We start from the raw sequence: 17,871 nt of genomic DNA on the forward strand, positions 1-17,871 counted from the left end.
CCCAATCGCCTAGAGATTCAGCAACGCACTTTCCAACAGGAGATTTCCAAGATGTCTGACGGCCCCACCTACGGTTTTGATACGCTTCAAATTCACGCGGGCGCCCGACCCGATCCTGCAACTGGCGCGCGTCAGACACCGATTTATCAGACGACAGCCTATGTGTTCCGCGACGCGGATCACGCGGCCGCCCTGTTCAACCTGCAAGAAGTTGGTTTCATCTATTCCCGCCTGACCAACCCCACCGTGGCCGTTCTGCAGGAACGTGTCGCCACGCTGGAAGGCGGCGTCGGCGCGGTTTGCTGCTCGTCAGGTCACGCAGCACAGATAATGGCGCTGTTCCCGCTGATGGGTCCGGGCTGCAATGTGGTCGCCTCGACGCGCCTCTATGGCGGCACGGTCACGCAGTTCAGCCAGACCATCAAACGCTTTGGCTGGTCCGCCAAGTTTGTCGACACCGACGATCTGGACGCCGTCAAAGACGCTATCGACGAAAACACCCGTGCGGTGTTCTGCGAATCCATTGCCAACCCCGGCGGCTATGTCACTGACATCCGCGCGCTGGCGGATGTGTCCGATGCGGCGGGCATTCCGCTGATCGTCGACAACACCTCGGCCACGCCTTACCTGTGCCGCCCGATCGAGCATGGCGCGACGCTGGTGGTGCACTCGACTACCAAATACCTGACCGGCAACGGCACCGTCACCGGCGGCTGCATCGTGGATTCGGGTAAGTTCGACTGGTCCGCAAATGACAAGTTCCCGTCACTCAGTGAGCCGGAACAAGCGTATCACGGCCTGAAGTTCCACGAGACGTTTGGCCCGCTGGCCTTCACCTTCCACGGCATCGCCATTGGCCTGCGTGATCTGGGCATGACCATGAACCCGCAGGCGGCGCATTACACGCTGATGGGGATCGAGACCCTGTCCCTGCGGATGGAGCGTCACGTCGAAAACGCCCAAAAGATCGCCGCATGGCTCGAGGCAGATGACCGCGTGGAATACGTCACTTATGCCGGGCTGCCGTCTTCACCCTACAGTGATAGGGTCAAAGCGCACTACAAGAAGGGCGCGGGTGCCCTGTTCACCTTCGCGGTCAAAGGCGGCTATGACGCCTGTATCAAGCTGGTCAACGCGCTTGAGATTTTCAGCCACGTGGCCAACCTGGGTGATGCACGGTCGCTAATCATTCACTCGGCTTCGACCACGCACCGCCAGCTGACCCCGGAACAGCAAGAGGCCGCAGGCGCTGGCCCCGGCGTTGTGCGGGTGTCCATTGGTATCGAAGACGCAGATGACCTGATCGCCGATCTTGATCAGGCGCTGGCCAAAGCGTCGGCCTGATCCATGAGCGGGCACAACACCAATGATCTGGGCCAACCCATCGGATTGCCGGTAACGGGCGATTTCCCTCGCCCAACACCACCTTACACGCCGATGGAAGGCCGATATTGTTCCGTTGTCCCGCTTGATGTGAATAGGCATGCGCCCGGGTTATTCCGGGCGTTTGCCAACGACACGGATGGCCACAACTGGACGTACCTTCCCTATGGGCCGTTCGACGGCGAGCGCGAGTTTGAGGATTGGACCCGTGAGACCTGCATGGATTCCGATCCGATGTTCCACACGGTACAGGACAGCAACGATACGCCGGTGGGTATGGCTTCATTCCTGCGGATTGACCCGGCGGCGGGTGCGATCGAGGTGGGACACATCCACTTCTCACCCTTGTTGCAGCGTAGCCCGCAATCGACCGAGACTATGTTCCTGATGATGCAGCGCGTGTTCGATGAGTTGGGCTATCGCCGTTACGAATGGAAGTGCGACGCGCTGAACGCGCCGTCCTGTCGCGCGGCCGAGCGTTTGGGCTTTACCTTTGAAGGTATTTTCCGACAGGCCACCCATTACAAAGGTCGCAACCGGGATACGGCGTGGTATTCCATCCTCGACAGCGAATGGCCCCGCATCCGCAGCGCCTTTGAGGATTGGCTATCGCCGGACAATTTCGACCAGACGGGCCAACAAAGGCAACCTTTGAAGGCCCGCGCAAGCGTCTGAGGTTACTCAGAGATTTCGAATTCCATGGTGACGGTGACCGAAACGGACACCTCGCCACCTGCGACCGGTACACCACCTGCATCCGCAGCGCTGAATTCCCGCATCATGGCGACGGGGCGCGCGCCACCGACCTGTTCGCTGATCTCTTGAACTGGTCCGAGTGTCACGTTAGCCGCCTGTGCCAACTGCTCGGCCTTGGCGGTCGCTTCGGCCACAGCATTGGCCCGCGCCTGCGCTTGCAGCGGTTTTGGATCCTGCACGCCAAAGCTCAGACCGCCAAAATCATTGGCTCCGTCCTGGATAACCGCGTCCATGATCGTGCCAAGCTGCGACAGATCACGCACACGCACAACGACTCGGTTCGAGGCGACAAAACCGGAAATCTCGGGTCGATCTCCGCTGGCGCTGTTCCGATTGTTCCAAACCGGTGACAAAGACACATCGCGGGTCTGCACATCACGCGTTTCGATGCCAAGTTCCTGCAACCGACTCAGGACCTGAGATACCGATTCCGAAGTGGCCTTCATCGCGTTCGAAGCCTGCGCGTCCTCATTAGTCACGCCCAGAGTTATGGTCGCCATATCAGGCGTAGCCTGTACGGTTCCCGCCGCGTCAACGGTGATGCGACGTTCTTCCGCATGGGTCATGCCCGCAACCGACATCGTCAGAACTGCGGCCAGAAAAGCGATTTTATTCAAGGTCTTCCCTCCAATTTTCTTCCCCCCAACATGGGGTGGCGAGGGTCTGCCGAACAAGGGGAAAGACTGGCTTTTTCTTTCCCTCGGCGGGATCCTGCTTTAATGTCACTCTGCGGGCGAATGATCGTTTGCACAGATGCTGACAACTATGGTTTTTCCGGATTATGAAACCCGCCTTTGCGCTGTCTTTTTCTTCGACCGGAATATCCTTGCACCACCATTCGGATGGTGACTGGTATTGCATTGGCGAAGTTGCTCTGGATGCGCCCGACCTGAATACACAAATCATCGCACTGCGGGATCAGGGCTTTGCCCTTGAAAACGACCTGAATTGTAAGCTGGTGATACCAGCGGATCAGGTGCGGTTTTTGTCCGTATCAACAGAGGGCCTAAGCGCAGAGGAAAGCGCCGAAAAAGTGCGGGCGGAACTGAACGAGGCAACTCCTTATGCGCTGGATGAGCTCGCCTTTGATACCGCAACCGTCGGTCCGACAACCCAAATTGCCGCTGTCGCCAGGCAAACCCTGGATGAGGCCCGGACATTTGCCGCCGAGCACGGGTTTGTTCCGGTGCAGTATTCAACCCCGATCGAAGGTCAGGAATTTCCGTCCGAACCTCGATTCGAGATCGATACCCACGGCACGATCGTTGAAGCGGAACCGTTCGAGGTTGAGGACTCTGCCAAAACTGATGAAGATCCTATCGCAAACACGACTACAGATTCCGAGGCCTCGACAGAGTTCCCTTCAGCCCCCGACACGGTCGGTGCAGTGGAAACGTTTGAGGTAGAGGAGACCGCAAAGGTAAATGAAGCTGCCGCCGATCGGGCAATCGCTTTTACCGAGCCCCAAACGGAGCTTCCTTCCGCGCCCAATGCGACCGCAGCGGTGGAGCCCGGTGAGGGCGAAGAACCCGCCAAAGAACATGATGGCCCTGCCATTCACGCGATCGCTGATACCGAGATCCCACCAGAGTTTCGTTCAGCGCCCAACGCGAACATTGCTGCCGAAACGAAAGCCACACACCCAATCAACCGCTACGCCGTTCCAGCTGCGGCAGCCGCTCTCGTTGCCGGTATTGCCCTGACCGTGTGGTCGTTGACCGGATCTGACGACACCGAACCCTCAGTAGCCGAGGCGGTTTCGATTGAAGAAACTGTGCCAAACCCCACACCAGACGAGCAGATCGCCGAAACACAGGAGGTTGACGACGATCCGGAGCTTGAATTCGAGCCTGAGGCGGCCGCAACCGCGCCAGAGGAAGATCAGCAAACCGAACCTGTTGAAGAAACCGCCGCTGATCTCAGCGCGACCGATGCTGCAATCCTCGAAGCGCTGAATGTGGCACCGACCCTGGTTGAACCGGTGGGACAAGAGGCTGAGCCCATAGAAATCCCGTCGCTGGTGGGCATCGAGATCTTTGCCCCTGATCCTTTGCCCGATCCGGTCCTGGAATCGGCAGAGGACCTGTATCTGGCATCCCTGGACAACACTGAGTTGTCGCGGGACGCGGTGGCGCTGCCCCCCGTCAGCAGCTTCGAAACTGACCTGCCGTTTGAGCAAAACGCCCTGCCCGCGCAGGCCGGAGTCCAGTTTGATCTGGACGAACGCGGCCTCGTCACGCCTTCAGCCGAAGGAACCCTGAACCCCGACGGAGTGGTCGTTTTCCTTGGCCGACCCGCCAAGGTTCCCCCGGCAGTTCCGGTTCGGTTCGAACAAGAGCCGATAGAGGAAGATCCGACAGCCCGCTTGGCGCAGAAACGTCCAAATCCCCGACCTGCCAATTTGTTGGAAAGCTTCGAGCGGCAACAACTTGGTGGACGCACACGCGAAGAACTGGCGGTTCTGCGTCCGAAACTGCGGCCCAAGTCCCTGCAAAGCAGCCCCCGAATTGACGAAACGCCAACGGCATTGGCAGTCGTTCGCGTTCCGCGCCCAAAAACGCGACCAGCCGGACTTGCCCGCCCGGCCAGCACAAACACAAGCACCGCCAACCTCGGGTCGACTGCTGCGGTCAATCAAAGCTCGGACGAAGCTGGTTCATTCCAACCAAAGGCCGTGGCACCGAAAATCCCGTCGACCGCCTCGGTGGCGCGGCAGGCGACAATCGACAATGCGCTCAACTTGCGCAAACTGAACCTGATTGGGGTTTACGGTACCCCGGCCAATCGGCGCGCATTGGTCCGGTTGCCCAGTGGTCGGTACAAAAAACTGAAAGTCGGAGACAGGCTGGACGGCGGCAGTGTCATCGCCATTGGCGATAGCGAGTTGCGGTACCAAAAGCGCGGCAGAAACGTAACGCTGAAAATGCCACGGAGCTAAGTATGAAAATGGCGGCCAAGGGATAGCCCTGACCGCCTTTTTCAGCTTAACTTATATCATTAAGCAGCTGAAATTTCACCGCTTTCGATCTGTTCGCGTTCGATGGATTCGAACAGGGCCTGAAAGTTCCCTTCGCCAAATCCGTCATCGCCTTTGCGTTGAATGAACTCGAAAAAGATCGGGCCGATCACGGTTTTCGAGAAGATTTGCAGCAAGATCCGGGTCTCGCCACCGTCCAGCACACCCTCGCCGTCAATCAGGATGCCGTGCTTGATCATCCGGTCCAGTGGTTCATCATGATCCACGACACGTTCCTTGGACATGTCGTAATAGGCCTGGTTCGGACCCGGCATGAACTTCAGGCCCTTTTCCGCAATCGCATCGGTCGAGGCGTAAATATCTTCACTACCCACCGCGATATGCTGAATACCTTCACCCTTGTACTTCTTGAGGTATGATACGATCTGTCCGGTTTCGCCCCGGTCTTCGTTGATCGGAATACGGATACGACCACAAGGCGATGTCAGCGCGCGGCTAAACAGGCCAGTGAATTTACCCTGAATGTCAAAAAAGCGGATTTCGCGGAAGTTAAACAGGCTCTCGTAGAATTTGAACCACTTATCCATGTTGCCCTTGTAGACGTTGTGCGTCAGGTGATCGAGGTAATAGAACCCATCGCCGCGCGGTTTGGACTGTTTGTTCCAGGTGAATTCCTGATTGTAAGGCGATGTTTCATAATACTGATCGATGAAATAGATCAGCGAACCGCCAATACCCTTGATCGCTGGGGCCTCCATGGTCTTGTCCGCCGCGTCATAAGGTTCAGCGCCTTTTGACACCGCGTGTTCATAGGCTTTCTGCGCGTCCACGACACGCCAACCCATCGCAGGGGCACAGGGGCCGTGTTCTGCCACGAACTTAGCGGCAAAGCTCTCCGGGTCGGCATTCAGGATGTAGGTCACGTCCCCCTGCTGCCACAGCTCAACCAGAGGCTTGTCCGTGTGGTGTCCGACCAACTCGAACCCCATTTTGGCGAAAAGATCGCGCAGTTCTTGCGGCTCAGGGTGGGCGAATTCGACAAATTCAAACCCATCGGTTCCGGCTGGATTTTCAGGGCTGATGACAGATTTCGGGGCGTTATGCGGGAAAGGTCCCATGGCGCGTCTCCGTAAAAACAGGAATTTCTTTGCTGATTCCAAAATACGCCTTACCAAGCGCTGTTTCTGCGCATAGTTTTCGTGTAAACTATGGTCGCATGCGCAATTTGCGCATATTCTTTAAAGAATATGGAGAAAATCCGCATATGCTGGATTCCACCGATACGCGCCTGCTGTCTGCCTTGCAAAAGGACGCACATCTGACCGCGCATCAATTGGGTGAAATGCTGAACCTGTCACCAAGTCAGGCCGGACGTCGCCGTCAGCGGCTTGAGGCCGAAGGCTATATCACCGGGTATGCCGCGCGGCTGGATCCACTCAGGCTGGGTTTGCAGGTTCAAGGCTTCATACAGGTTCACTTGGGCACTCATGGCCCGGAACAATCCGAGAGCTTTGCTCGCATGGTCAACACCCGCCCAGAAATCACCAGCGCCTGGACGATGACGGGAGAGGCAGATTACCTGCTGCACGTCTATTGCGACGATCTTTCCGCGCTCAACCGCTTGCTTCACCAGGTGATACTGCCGCATCCTGCAGTGGCACGGGTGCACAGCCAGATCGTGATGGACCAACTTAAACGCGACGCGCCATTGCCCACCTGACCGGGCCGAGAGGACAAACATGGACGATTTCCTTTACCAGGCTTCGATCTATCTGGCTGCCGCCGTGATTGCAGTGCCCTTGTCGGCACGTCTGGGGTTGGGTTCTGTTCTGGGTTATCTGGCCGCTGGCATCGTCATCGGCCCTGTCTTCGGTCTTGTGGGGGCCGAGACCGAAAGCCTGCAGCATGTAGCGGAATTCGGTGTGGTCATGATGCTGTTCCTGATCGGGCTAGAGCTTGAGCCGCGCGCTTTGTGGGACATGCGAGACCGGCTTCTGGGTTTAGGCGGCCTGCAGGTGTTGCTTTCCACCGCAGTCATCGCTGCAGTGGCCATGTATGCAAATCACCCCTGGTCGGTCGCCCTGGCCGTCGGGTTGACCTTATCACTGTCCTCAACCGCTATTGTGCTGCAGACCCTCTCGGAAAAGGGGCTGATGCAGACCAATGGCGGGCGAGCGACGTTTTCGGTCCTGTTGACACAGGACATAGCCGTCATTCCCATTCTGGCAATGCTGCCGCTTTTGGCGCTGCCTGCCATGCCTCATATCGAAAGCGACGGATCTATCGATCGCGGCGCGGACGCACTCCATGACGCGGGCCATCACAGCTTGTCACTGGTCGAAGGTTTGCCTGGCTGGGCTGTTACGCTGGTCACCATCGGCGCGGTTGCCTTTGTCATTTTGGCCGGTATCTACCTGACGCGCCCACTGTTCCGCTTCATCCACGCAACCCGGTTGCGCGAAATGTATACGGCGCTAGCGTTGATGATCGTCGTGGGCATTTCCTTCCTGATGACACTAGTCGGGCTCTCCCCTGCTCTGGGCGCGTTTCTGGCGGGTGTTGTACTGGCCAGCTCGGAATTCCGGCACGAAATGGAAAGCGACCTTGAGCCGTTCAAAGGCCTGTTCCTGGGCCTGTTCTTCATCACGGTTGGTGCCGGGATTGATGTCGGCTACTTTTTCAACGACCCGCTTGATCTGATTGGTCTGGCACTGCTGGTCATACTGGCAAAGGGCATCATCCTGTTTCTGGTTGGCCGCGCGTTCCGGTTGCGTGGTCGGGATCACTGGTTGTTCACATTGGGTCTGGCGCAGGCAGGCGAATTCGGCTTTGTGCTGTTGGCTTTCTCAACGCAGCAAAACGTCATCCCACCGGATTTGTCGCAAAAACTGCTGATGATCATCGCCTTGACAATGCTGATCACCCCGCTGTTGTTCATCATCTATGATCTGATGTCGCGCCGTATGGGCGATGGCGCCGCGGAAGTCGAACCCGATGAAATCGACGAGAAAGGCCCTGTCATCATCGCCGGGATTGGTCGTTTTGGTCAGATCGTTAACCGGCTTGTTCGCGCCAGCGGCTTCAAAACCGTCGTTCTGGACCACGATATCGAGACAATCCAGTTGATGCGCCGGTTCGGCGTCAAAGGGTTTTTGGGTGACCCCACGCGGCCAGAACTGTTGCGTGCCGCCGGGCTTGAAAAAGCTTCTGTTCTGGTCGCTGCGATGGATGACCCCAAGCAGGTCACGCGGTTGGTTGGCTTCGCCCGGCGTCAACGCCCGGATCTGCATATTGTGGCCCGCGCACGTGATCGTACCCATGTCTACCAGTTGTATCAGGCCGGAGCGAATGACATTGTCCGCGAGATGTTCGACGGGTCACTGCGAGCCGGCCGCTATGTTTTAGAAAACGTAGGTCTGAGCGAATATGAGGCGGCGCAGGCCGAGCAGACATTCTATCACCACGACCGCGCCTCTGTGCGTGATCTGGCAGAGCTGTGGATTCCCGGAATGCCAACCGCTGACAACAAGAAGTACATCGAGCGGGCGCGGCAGCTTGAGAAAGACCTGGAAACCGAGCTGTTGGAACTGGCCGAGAAACACGCAAAGAAATCAGCCTGACGCGGTCTTGCCGGATCAGGCTGCTCGATCAACCGTCCGAAACACCTGCTTCGGCAAATGTCGCCATTCCGGAATGGCACGCGACGGCACTTTTGAGAATGTTGATGGCCAGCGCTCCGCCAGAAGCTTCGCCCAGGCGCAACCCAAGGCTCAACAGCGGCTCTTTACCCAATTTGGCCAATACGGCTGTGTGGGCACCTTCGGCGCTTTGGTGGCCTGCGACCGTGTGATCTAAGGCACCTTCGGCCACGCCTGCCAGACAGGCTGCAGCCGCCGAACAAATAAAGCCGTCAAGAATGACCGGAATGCGCAACGCCCGCGCAGCGGCGATGGCCCCGGCCATAGCCGCGATTTCGCGCCCGCCCAGACAGCGCAGGATTTCCAGCCCGTCGCGTGAACCGGCATGCAAGGCGACGCCTTCAGCCACAACACGGGTTTTGTTGGCCAGACCGGCATCATCAACACCTGTGCCGCGTCCGGTCCAATCGGCCGCCTCCCCCCCGAACAGGGCGCAGGCGATGGCAGCCGCAGGTGTGGTGTTGCCGATCCCCATCTCTCCGACAACCAGCAAGTCGGCGCTTGGATCAACGGCAGTCCAACCCATGCGCAACGCCGCGAGCAGTTCGCCCTCGGACATAGCTGGGCCCGAGGTAAAATCAGCCGTGGGTCGGTCCAAATCCAGCGCGTGCACATTCATGGTCGCACCAGCGGCTTTGGCCAATTGGTTAATCGCCGCGCCGCCATGTTCAAAATTCATGACCATTTGAACGGTTACTTCTGGCGGAAAGGCGGAAACACCTTGCGCAGTAACGCCATGATTGCCCGCAAACACGATGACTTGGGGGGCAGAGATCTGCGGTCGGGCGTCCCCGCGCCAGCCCGCATACCAAATCGCCAAATCCTCGAGCCGACCCAAAGCACCGGGCGGTTTGGTCAATTGTCCGTTGCGCTCGGCAGCACCTTGCAGCGCATTTCCATCCGGTCCCGGAGCGTTACTCAGGGCCTCGCGAAGGGTATTCAGGTCTTTTAATTCCGGCAGCATCCAAAGCCTCGTTGCATCAGAGTGGTCCTGTGTGTTTAACCGAAGCGTCCGATCCAACAAGACCCCGAAAGGCGCGGGAGTGAACAAAAACGACACCAAACTGTTTTCCGCGTGGGATTTTCCGCTGTCGCTGGTCCTGTTGACGCGTCTGCCGATGCCACGCCTACCGGAATATCTGTTTGCGCGGCAGGCCAATGCGGCCTGGGCCTTTCCCCTGGTGGGGCTGGTCGTTGGGGCGTTGGCCTGTACCGTCGGTTGGGCGGCCGGTGCATTCGGCCTGCCCGCGTTCGCCAGCGCCGTGATACTTGTGGCGGTGCTGGTGATCGCAACTGGCGCGATGCATGAAGACGGGCTTGCGGACACGGTTGACGGATTTTGGGGCGGGTTCACCACCGAACGCCGCCTGGAAATCATGAAGGACAGCCATATCGGTGCTTACGGAGTTCTGACGCTGATCTTTACCCAACTGCTGCGCGTCGCGCTGATCGCGGCGCTTCTGTCGGCCAACGCATTTGCGGGTATTCTGGCGGCGTGCATCGTCTCACGCACAGTCATGCCCATCCTCATGGCAGCTTTACCCAACGCCAGAAACAGCGGGTTGAGCCATTCGGTCGGCGGCCCAAAGGCCGAGACTGCGACGACAGGCTTTGGCCTTGCAGTCATCTTATCGCTGCTGCTGATTGGACCAAGCACACTGATGGCAACGGTATTTTCCGCGCTGATCGTTGTAATCTTGGCACTCGTCACCAAGACCAAAATCAAAGGGCAAACGGGCGATGTTCTGGGTGCCTCGCAACAACTGGCAGAACTCGCGTTCCTTATGGCATTGGTTGCAACGCTCTAAGTCGTCCCGCCTGTTTCGATCCTCAGGGTTTCGCCGCAGTGTTTGCAGTGAACTGCGTCAGGGTCATGACGGTAGAGGCCACAGTTGGAGCATTTGTGACGCACTTTCTGCGGCATGAAAATTGCCTGTGCCAACCGGACAAACAACGCCACGCCAACGATCATGATGAAGACCGAAAACAGTTTGCCCCCCGGGGTCGCCAGCGTGATGTCTCCGAACCCGGTGGTCGTCAGGGTTGCCATGGTGAAGTAAAGCGCATCGATATAAGCGTGCGGGCTGTTTTCTGGGATGAAGAACACCAGAACAGCGGTGGACGTGGCGAACACGAACACCAACAGGTTGATCGCCGCGATCACTGCGTCCTCGTGCGTCCGGAAAAAATCGCTGTCCCGTCGCAGATCCCTTAGCAGGTGATAGGAATGGATCAGGCGCAGCGCTCGTAAGATACGCAGGAACGCCAGATTCCAAGGTAGAAACAGATCAAGAAACAGCGAGGCAATCACAACAATATCGGCCATCGTGTAGACTTGGCGCAGCAGCTTCCAGCGATCCTTTGAAATCCACATCCGCGCCGAAAAATCCAACACGATGAAGAACCCGATGATCAGGCTGGCAACGGTGAATCCCGTGCCGTGTTCGCCATTTGCCGTGGCGACAAAGAAAACGATGGTGATCGCGTCAAACAGAATCAAGCCATAGCGAAACCAGACGGAAATGGGGTCGTGGCCGATATATAGATATTTGACTGTCTGTTTTAGGTTCACTGTCTACGCGCCTCTTCTTGCTGGAAAATTAGCCGTAAACTGAGCTTTCACCAAGCCATCAACGCGAAAAAGCCGCCCCCTTTCGGGAGCGGCCAGAAATTTGACTGGAGAAGCGATCAGGCAGCCGCAGCCGCGCGCGAGGTCAGAACCTCATCAATCTGCTTGGCCGCCGACACTTCACCTGCGCTGGACACAGCCGCGACTTCGCGGGTCAGACGTTCCAGCGCGGCTTCGTAGAGCTGACGTTCAGAATAGCTCTGTTCGCGCTGGTCATCAGTGCGGTGCAGGTCGCGCACAACCTCAGCGATCGAGATCAGATCACCGGAATTGATCTTTTGTTCATATTCCTGCGCCCGGCGCGACCACATCGCACGTTTCACCTTGGCCTTACCCTTCAGGGTTCTCATTGCCTGGCTGATAACGTCAGGCGAGCTGAGGGACCGCAGGCCGGATTCGGTAACCTTGTTGGTCGGCACCCGCAGGGTCATCTTGTCTTTTTCAAAAGAAATGACGAACAGCTCGAGCGAGTATCCCGCGACTTCCTGCTCTTCGATCGAGATGATCTGGCCCACACCATGGGCGGGGTAGACAACATAATCGTTCGGGCGGAACTCAAGCTTTTTCGACTTAGACATACAGGTTCATCCTTGGTTACAAGAGAGAGGCAGAGACAACAAAAGACCCCAAACCGCGCCACTATCTGGCCCAGTCAGGCGGTAAGTTTGTCAAAAAATCAGAACTCCAAAGCGTACATACTTACGGAGTCATCCCCATCTCATTCATCATTCAGTTTCTGAGTATATCACAAAATTGCGACACCCGAAAGTCCGCCCCTCACAATGGTGAAGAAACCCCAGACTTTTCAGAGCGATACAGCAGAAAACCGCCATTCAAACCACCCGGTTCAGTTACCGAATCGCTTAACCGCCTTCGCCGGGTGCTTCGGAGAAATACTTCTCCATTTTGCCCTCTTCGCCGTCACGCTCTTCCGCTTCAGGCAAGGGGTCTTTCTTGGTCACGATAACCGGCCACTGTTCCGAGAATTTTCGGTTGAACTCGACCCACTGCTCCATTCCAGGCTCAGTGTCGGGACGAATGGCGTCCGCAGGGCATTCGGGTTCACACACACCACAGTCGATGCATTCGTCCGGGTGAATGACCAATGTGTTCTCACCTTCGTAAAAACAATCCACCGGACACACTTCGACGCAGTCGGTGTATTTGCAGCCAATGCAGTTTTCGGTGACGACATAGGTCATTGTGGGATTCCCATTCTCGGTTTGGGCGTCTAGCTAATTCAGTCTGGCCTTCTCTTCAAGGTAGGATCAACCATCCCGGGGGCGAGAAAGATCAAGCGCGCGCCTATCTTTCTTTGTTGGACGACCCTTTCCCTCAAATCCCGGATTCTTAGGAGGCACGTCCTTCTTTTCCGTCATATCGAAGTATAACGTTTGTGCCTCGGACGCCGGGCCACGCCGTTCCCCCAGTGCTTCGACGCGTAATACGCGCACGATACGGCCTTGGGGGAAGGTCAGAACGTCACCGGGCCCAATGGCCTGTGCCGGCTTCAGAACCCGGTTTCCGTTCAATCGGACATGACCGCCGCTGACCTGTTTGGCGGCCAGGCTGCGGGTCTTGAAGAACCGCGCCTGCCACAACCATTTGTCGATCCGCAGCTTGGCCTCGGCCATCGCGGATCAGTTGCCGTCCTTCAAACCCATAAGCGCTGCTGCAAACGGGTTATCGGGATCGATCGCCTTTTCCTTCCGGGGTGGACGGGACGAGAAGGTCTTGCCACCTTGCGGTTTGCCACCCTTCTTGCCCTGCGGTTTGCCGCGACCATCCTGCGGTTTGCCGCGCGGTTTGCCTTTGCCCGGCCCCTGCCCTTGCCGCTGTTCACGACGCGGAGCACGGTTGGCCGGACGCTGGCGACCCCAGGTGAAAGTGTAGAACACTTCAACTTCGGTCTCATCTGAGGCGGGTTCGGCTGCTGGAGCCTCGGCTACCGCCTCGGTGCTTTCGGTGGCCTCGGCTGGCGCCTCGGCGGTCGCAACGACCTCTTCGGCTTCTGCCTCGGGCGCTGGGGTTTCTTCGGCGGCGGGTTGTTCCGTCACATTGGTCGCAGGCTTTTCGGCCTCGACCGGTGCAGCTTTCACCTTTTCACGCTCACCGCGCTCGGCCTTATAGCCCAGCCCTTGCATCAGATCCGCGAACTGCTCAAGCGTCATGCCGGTGATCGACAGCATATCGGGCTTGGCCTCGAAACCACCCCGGCTGTCTTCGGCACGCAGCATGTCTGCCAGACGTTCCAGCATGTCGATACGGATCGAACGCTCGCCGGCATCGCGGTAACCGCACATGGTATCGTAGCCCTCGGGCGCACCAATGGCGACCGGAACAGTGACCAGACCCGGAGGCGGCGCGTCAGGGAATTCCTGCAATCCACCAGCCAGCGCCCAAAGAACCAGACGCAGACGCGTAGGCGCGGGTTTCAGCAGAAGCGGCATGAATATTGTAAACTGACCAAACCGGATGCCGTGCTTGCGCAGGGCACCACGGGCGTCCTGATCCAGATCTTTGACCTCTTGCGCGACACCTGCGCGGGGCAGAACGCCCAGCCCTTCAACCATGCGGAAGGCGAACCCTTTGGCCAGACCTGACAGTTCTTCGTCGCGCGACAGGTTCAGAAGCGGCTCGAACAGGGCGGCAACCTTTCGGTCGATGAAATGTTGCAGACGGCGCTGCACTTTCTGTTCGACATCCGGGCCTGCGGCCTCATCCACAAAAACCTCGACCATCGGCTTGAGAGGCTCTGCCCCGGCAACCAACTTGCCAACAGCATACTCGCCCCACATCAGGCCACCCTGATCGGTAAAATCAATTTCGGTATCGGGCGCGTTGTAGAAGCGGTCTGCACGCAGATGGAATTGCGGTGCGAGTGCTTGCAGAGAGGCCGATTTGAGAGCTTTCGCCTCGGTTCCCTGTGCGCCTTTGTCCGGGGTAAACCGGAACCCTTCCAGACGACCGACGAATTCTCCTTCGACGGTCACTTCACCCTTGTCATTTACTTCGGCCAAAAGGGCCTCCTTCTGTTTGAGCCGGCGCAACAACACTGACGTGCGCCGGTCCACAAATCTCTGAGTCAAACGATCATGCAGAGCGTCCGACAGCCTGTCTTCTACAATGCGCGTTTCCGCGCGCCAATGTGATTCGTCACGCACCCATCCGTTTCGTTGCGCAACATATGTCCAGGTGCGAATATATGCCAACCTTTTGGACAGTGCATCAATATCCCCTTCTGTTTTGTCGATGCGGCGGATTTGCCGCGCCATGAACTCGTCAGGGATAGTGCCGCGTTCATGCAGGTGCCCGTAGATCACTTCGAGCAGGCTGGCGTGCTCTGCGTGGCTGATACCGCGAAAATCGGGGATTCGACACACATCCCACAGCAATCGGACGGACGGCCCATCGCTGGCGCGGGCGATGACCTCGGCCTCCTGAGAAAGCGATTTCAGAGCGTTCAGGTCGTCTGCGGGTCGGGCTTTGATCAGATGTTCGCTGTCCGGGCTGACTTCCAACGAGTCGATAAGGGCCTCAACCGAGCCAAACCGCAAAGCGGCATTTCGCCAATTCAGCTTTTTCATCGGCGTGAACCGGCTGTCCATGATCGCCTGCGCAACGCCGTCGTCCAGCGGAGGGGCCTCACCCGTCACGCCAAATGTACCATCAGACATCCCGCGCCCTGCCCGCCCTGCGATCTGGGCAAGTTCATTGGGGGCCAGATGGCGCATCCTGCGACCGTCGAATTTGGTCAGCGACGAAAACGCCACGTGGTTCACATCAAGATTCAAACCCATCCCAATGGCGTCAGTTGCAACGAGGTAGTCCACCTCACCGTTCTGATACAGCTCGACCTGCGCATTCCGTGTGCGCGGGCTGAGCGCGCCCATAACGACGGCGGCACCGCCCTTTTGGCGGCGCAGCAGCTCGGCAATGGCGTAGACGTTATCGATCGAAAACCCGACAATGGCACTACGTGCGGGCATGCGGCTTATCTTTTTCGAGCCGGAATAAACCAACTGAGACATTCGTTCACGGCGAATGAACTGCACTTCGGGCACCAGCGCCGCAATCGGTCCGCGCAGTGTGTCAGAGCCCAAAAATAGCGTCTCTTTCGTTCCGCGCGACCGCAGCAGACGGTCGGTGAAAACATGACCACGCTCGGGATCTGCACACAGCTGGATTTCGTCGATGGCTACGAAATCTGCGCCCATGCCTTCAGGCATCGCCTCAACAGTACAGACCCAATACTTAGCACGCGGCGGAACGATCCGCTCTTCACCCGTTACAAGGGCAACGACCGACGGTCCGCGGATCGCGACGATCTTGTCATAGACCTCGCGCGCCAGCAGACGCAGCGGCAGGCCGATCACACCTGTCCGATGCCCCAGCATCCGCTCAATAGCGTAATGGGTTTTGCCTGTGTTGGTCGGGCCCAGTACGGCCACGATTCGGGATGACCCGCTCACCTTTGCCCCCTGCCCCAGCTTGTTAGAGGGCCGAGCCCTCGACCCGGGGCTTCAGTCGATTCACGGCATTGGTTACTTCTTCATGGTGGGGATGTATAGCTAAAGCACGCTCATAAGCGTCCAGCGCTTTGTCGGGTCGATCGACGATCTCAAAAATCAGTCCCAATCCGTAGATAGCCTCGTAGTTGTTCGGGTTCAGCGTCAGGGCGTATTCCAGATCAGCCGCAGCCATACCGAAACGTTCGATCCCGAAAAAGGCCGATGCCCGCACGTGCCAGGCTTCGGCAAATTGCGGCGCGTGATCAGTCAGCGCAGTCAGATGCTGGATCGCGGCCAGCGAGTCGCCGTCCTCCAGCGCCTCGCGCCCGCGCTCAAGCAACAGATCCGCCGAGGCCGAGCCAGACTGTGCCCACAGCGCCTTGAGCTGACGATCTATGTTCATCGCCTGCTCGGGGGTTGCCTCGGACAGTTGCAGCAATAGTTGTTCCTCATCCTTGGAATCCGCCGTTTGGGCGAAAGAAGGGATGGAAAACGTGACTAGAAGCGCTGTTGCCGCGACGATACCTTTGAGATTGGTGCTTGCAATGCTCATAACAACGTTCAGTGTAGCGCTGCGCCCGCGGATGTCCATTCCCGGCGCACAAACATAGTGAGGAGAATCATGAGCGACACTCTGGAAAAAGCGGCAGCCGCATTGAACGAAAAACTGTCGGGCGGCGATTTTACCGCGTCGGCAAAATTTGCCATAGCAGATCTGGGCTCAATCGTTCTGGACGCAAGCGGCGCGCGCGTCAGTGACGAAGAAACAGACGTCACCATGAACGCCGATGCGGACACGTTCGAACAAATACTCAGCGGTGAGTTGAACCCCACCGGCGCGTTCATGTCAGGCAAGCTGACCGTGGATGGTGACATGGGCGTTGCCATGCAACTGGCATCGGCACTGGCCTGATGGACCTGTCGCCGGCCCCTTTCTTTGCAGACATGGCCGGCGTCCCCGCCGGTGGTCAGGCTCATTGGCTGAACACAGCGGACAACACACGCATTCGGGTGGGCCACTGGCTGCCCGAAAGCGATACCTGCGGCACGGTGATGATGTTTCCCGGCCGCACCGAATATATCGAAAAGTACGGCAATTGCGCGGCCGAGTTTACGGATCGCGGCTTTGCGTTTCTGGCTGTCGACTGGCGCGGTCAGGGCCTGGCCGACCGGTTACTGGATGACCCGCGCGTCGGGCATGTCGAGCAGTTCACGGACTATCAACAGGACGTTCAGGCCACGCTGGACCTGGCAACCGAACTGAACCTGCCAAAGCCTTGGTTCGTGATCGGACATTCCATGGGCGGGGCTATTGGTATGCGCGCGGCTTTGGAAAAGAACTGCTTTGCCGCCTGTGCCTTTACCGGGCCGATGTGGGGCATTTTCTTTACCCCAATCATGAAACCGCTCAGCCGTCTGACAGCCTATTGGGGGCCTAGGATAGGATTGGGGGAAAGAACCCCACCGACGACGTCCTTGGAAAGCTATGTGGCCTCCCAACCGTTCGAGGGGAATGTACTGACCCGCGATCCGGACATGTTCCAGATGATGAAGGACCAACTGGCTGCACAGCCCGAACTGGCGCTTGGTGCGCCTTCGACCATCTGGCTGCGCGAAGCCTTGGATGAATGCGCCTGGTTGATGGACCAGACCGCACCGGATACGCCGTGTCTTACCTTTCTGGGCAGCCATGAACAGATTGTCGACCGCAAGGCTATCCGCGCCCGCATGGCGAACTGGCCCAGTGGCACTCTGGTCGAAATCCCAGATGGCGAACACGAAGTTCTGATGGAGGCACCCGACGTGCGCGGGCCGGTCTTTGACCAATTGGCCGCTCATTTCAAAGCCACGCAAACTGACGCGGTGCCGGAACCGGTTCTGTCTTCCGAAGTCTGATCACGCACCGCTTGTGATCCC

Annotated in this window: 17 protein-coding genes; 8 read left to right on the plus strand and 9 right to left on the minus strand. The window is 58.0% G+C overall.

All coding sequences use genetic code 11. The annotated features are described in order from the left end of the window. Positions 1-51: 51 nt before the first annotated feature. Positions 52-1,344, plus strand: coding sequence for an O-acetylhomoserine aminocarboxypropyltransferase/cysteine synthase family protein (locus tag AC2FGC_RS03165; protein WP_282150981.1), 1,293 nt, complete (start codon positions 52-54; stop codon positions 1,342-1,344). A 3-nt stretch (positions 1,345-1,347) separates the two neighbouring features. Then, a complete protein-coding gene (locus AC2FGC_RS03170) occupies positions 1,348-2,058 on the plus strand; it encodes a GNAT family N-acetyltransferase (protein WP_496781404.1) in 711 nt (236 codons plus the stop codon). Positions 2,059-2,060: 2 nt separating this feature from the next. Here AC2FGC_RS03170 and AC2FGC_RS03175 read toward each other — a convergent pair whose 3' ends face one another. Then, the gene (locus AC2FGC_RS03175) at positions 2,061-2,756 is read right to left on the minus strand and encodes an SIMPL domain-containing protein (RefSeq protein WP_496719988.1); all 696 of its coding nucleotides are present in this window, start codon (positions 2,754-2,756) and stop codon (positions 2,061-2,063) included. A 164-nt stretch (positions 2,757-2,920) separates the two neighbouring features. On the opposite strand from AC2FGC_RS03175, the gene AC2FGC_RS03180 reads away from it, so the two are divergent. Continuing rightward, the gene (locus AC2FGC_RS03180; RefSeq protein WP_496781405.1) at positions 2,921-5,077 is read left to right on the plus strand and encodes a hypothetical protein; all 2,157 of its coding nucleotides are present in this window, start codon (positions 2,921-2,923) and stop codon (positions 5,075-5,077) included. Positions 5,078-5,136: 59 nt separating this feature from the next. On the opposite strand, the gene hppD is transcribed toward AC2FGC_RS03180, so the two are convergent. Next, a complete protein-coding gene (gene hppD / locus AC2FGC_RS03185; RefSeq protein WP_496722292.1) occupies positions 5,137-6,234 on the minus strand; it encodes a 4-hydroxyphenylpyruvate dioxygenase in 1,098 nt (365 codons plus the stop codon). Between the two features lie 146 nt (positions 6,235-6,380). Between hppD and AC2FGC_RS03190 the strand changes: the two genes are divergently transcribed. Next, on the plus strand, positions 6,381-6,836 hold the full coding sequence (locus tag AC2FGC_RS03190) for an Lrp/AsnC family transcriptional regulator (RefSeq protein WP_496722290.1): 456 nt from the start codon (positions 6,381-6,383) through the stop codon (positions 6,834-6,836). A gap of 19 nt (positions 6,837-6,855) precedes the next feature. Further along, positions 6,856-8,736: a monovalent cation:proton antiporter-2 (CPA2) family protein gene (locus AC2FGC_RS03195; RefSeq protein ID WP_496722288.1), complete on the plus strand. Its 1,881-nt coding sequence runs from the start codon at positions 6,856-6,858 to the stop codon at positions 8,734-8,736. A 28-nt stretch (positions 8,737-8,764) separates the two neighbouring features. Here AC2FGC_RS03195 and cobT read toward each other — a convergent pair whose 3' ends face one another. After that, positions 8,765-9,778: a nicotinate-nucleotide--dimethylbenzimidazole phosphoribosyltransferase gene (gene cobT, locus AC2FGC_RS03200; protein ID WP_496722286.1), complete on the minus strand. Its 1,014-nt coding sequence runs from the start codon at positions 9,776-9,778 to the stop codon at positions 8,765-8,767. Between the two features lie 79 nt (positions 9,779-9,857). Between cobT and cobS the strand changes: the two genes are divergently transcribed. Then, a complete protein-coding gene (gene cobS, locus AC2FGC_RS03205; RefSeq protein ID WP_496781406.1) occupies positions 9,858-10,622 on the plus strand; it encodes an adenosylcobinamide-GDP ribazoletransferase in 765 nt (254 codons plus the stop codon). Here cobS and AC2FGC_RS03210 read toward each other — a convergent pair. The 6 genes from AC2FGC_RS03210 to AC2FGC_RS03235 form a co-directional block, all read right to left on the minus strand. Continuing rightward, complete coding sequence (locus AC2FGC_RS03210) at positions 10,619-11,386, minus strand: potassium channel family protein (protein ID WP_496722282.1); 768 nt, start codon at positions 11,384-11,386, stop codon at positions 10,619-10,621. The genes cobS and AC2FGC_RS03210 overlap by 4 nt on opposite strands. Before the next feature lie 116 nt (positions 11,387-11,502). Next, entirely contained in the window at positions 11,503-12,021 is a 519-nt protein-coding gene (locus AC2FGC_RS03215) for a CarD family transcriptional regulator (RefSeq protein ID WP_496722279.1), read from the minus strand. A gap of 285 nt (positions 12,022-12,306) precedes the next feature. After that, positions 12,307-12,645, minus strand: coding sequence for a ferredoxin FdxA (fdxA, locus tag AC2FGC_RS03220; RefSeq protein WP_058273871.1), 339 nt, complete (start codon positions 12,643-12,645; stop codon positions 12,307-12,309). A gap of 66 nt (positions 12,646-12,711) precedes the next feature. Continuing rightward, on the minus strand, positions 12,712-13,077 hold the full coding sequence (locus AC2FGC_RS03225; RefSeq protein WP_496722277.1) for an RNA-binding S4 domain-containing protein: 366 nt from the start codon (positions 13,075-13,077) through the stop codon (positions 12,712-12,714). A gap of 6 nt (positions 13,078-13,083) precedes the next feature. Further along, positions 13,084-15,915, minus strand: coding sequence for a helicase-related protein (locus AC2FGC_RS03230; protein ID WP_496722275.1), 2,832 nt, complete (start codon positions 15,913-15,915; stop codon positions 13,084-13,086). Between the two features lie 22 nt (positions 15,916-15,937). Next, positions 15,938-16,507: a tetratricopeptide repeat protein gene (locus tag AC2FGC_RS03235; protein WP_233494683.1), complete on the minus strand. Its 570-nt coding sequence runs from the start codon at positions 16,505-16,507 to the stop codon at positions 15,938-15,940. A 69-nt stretch (positions 16,508-16,576) separates the two neighbouring features. On the opposite strand from AC2FGC_RS03235, the gene AC2FGC_RS03240 reads away from it, so the two are divergent. Together AC2FGC_RS03240 and AC2FGC_RS03245 are read left to right on the plus strand one after the other, a co-directional pair. Then, a complete protein-coding gene (locus tag AC2FGC_RS03240) occupies positions 16,577-16,867 on the plus strand; it encodes an SCP2 sterol-binding domain-containing protein (RefSeq protein ID WP_058273875.1) in 291 nt (96 codons plus the stop codon). Then, the gene (locus AC2FGC_RS03245; protein WP_496781407.1) at positions 16,867-17,850 is read left to right on the plus strand and encodes an alpha/beta fold hydrolase; all 984 of its coding nucleotides are present in this window, start codon (positions 16,867-16,869) and stop codon (positions 17,848-17,850) included. The genes AC2FGC_RS03240 and AC2FGC_RS03245 overlap by 1 nt, the downstream gene beginning before the upstream one ends. The last annotated feature ends 21 nt before the right edge of the window (positions 17,851-17,871 follow it).

The organism is Ruegeria sp. CDSC054 (assembly GCF_059610645.1).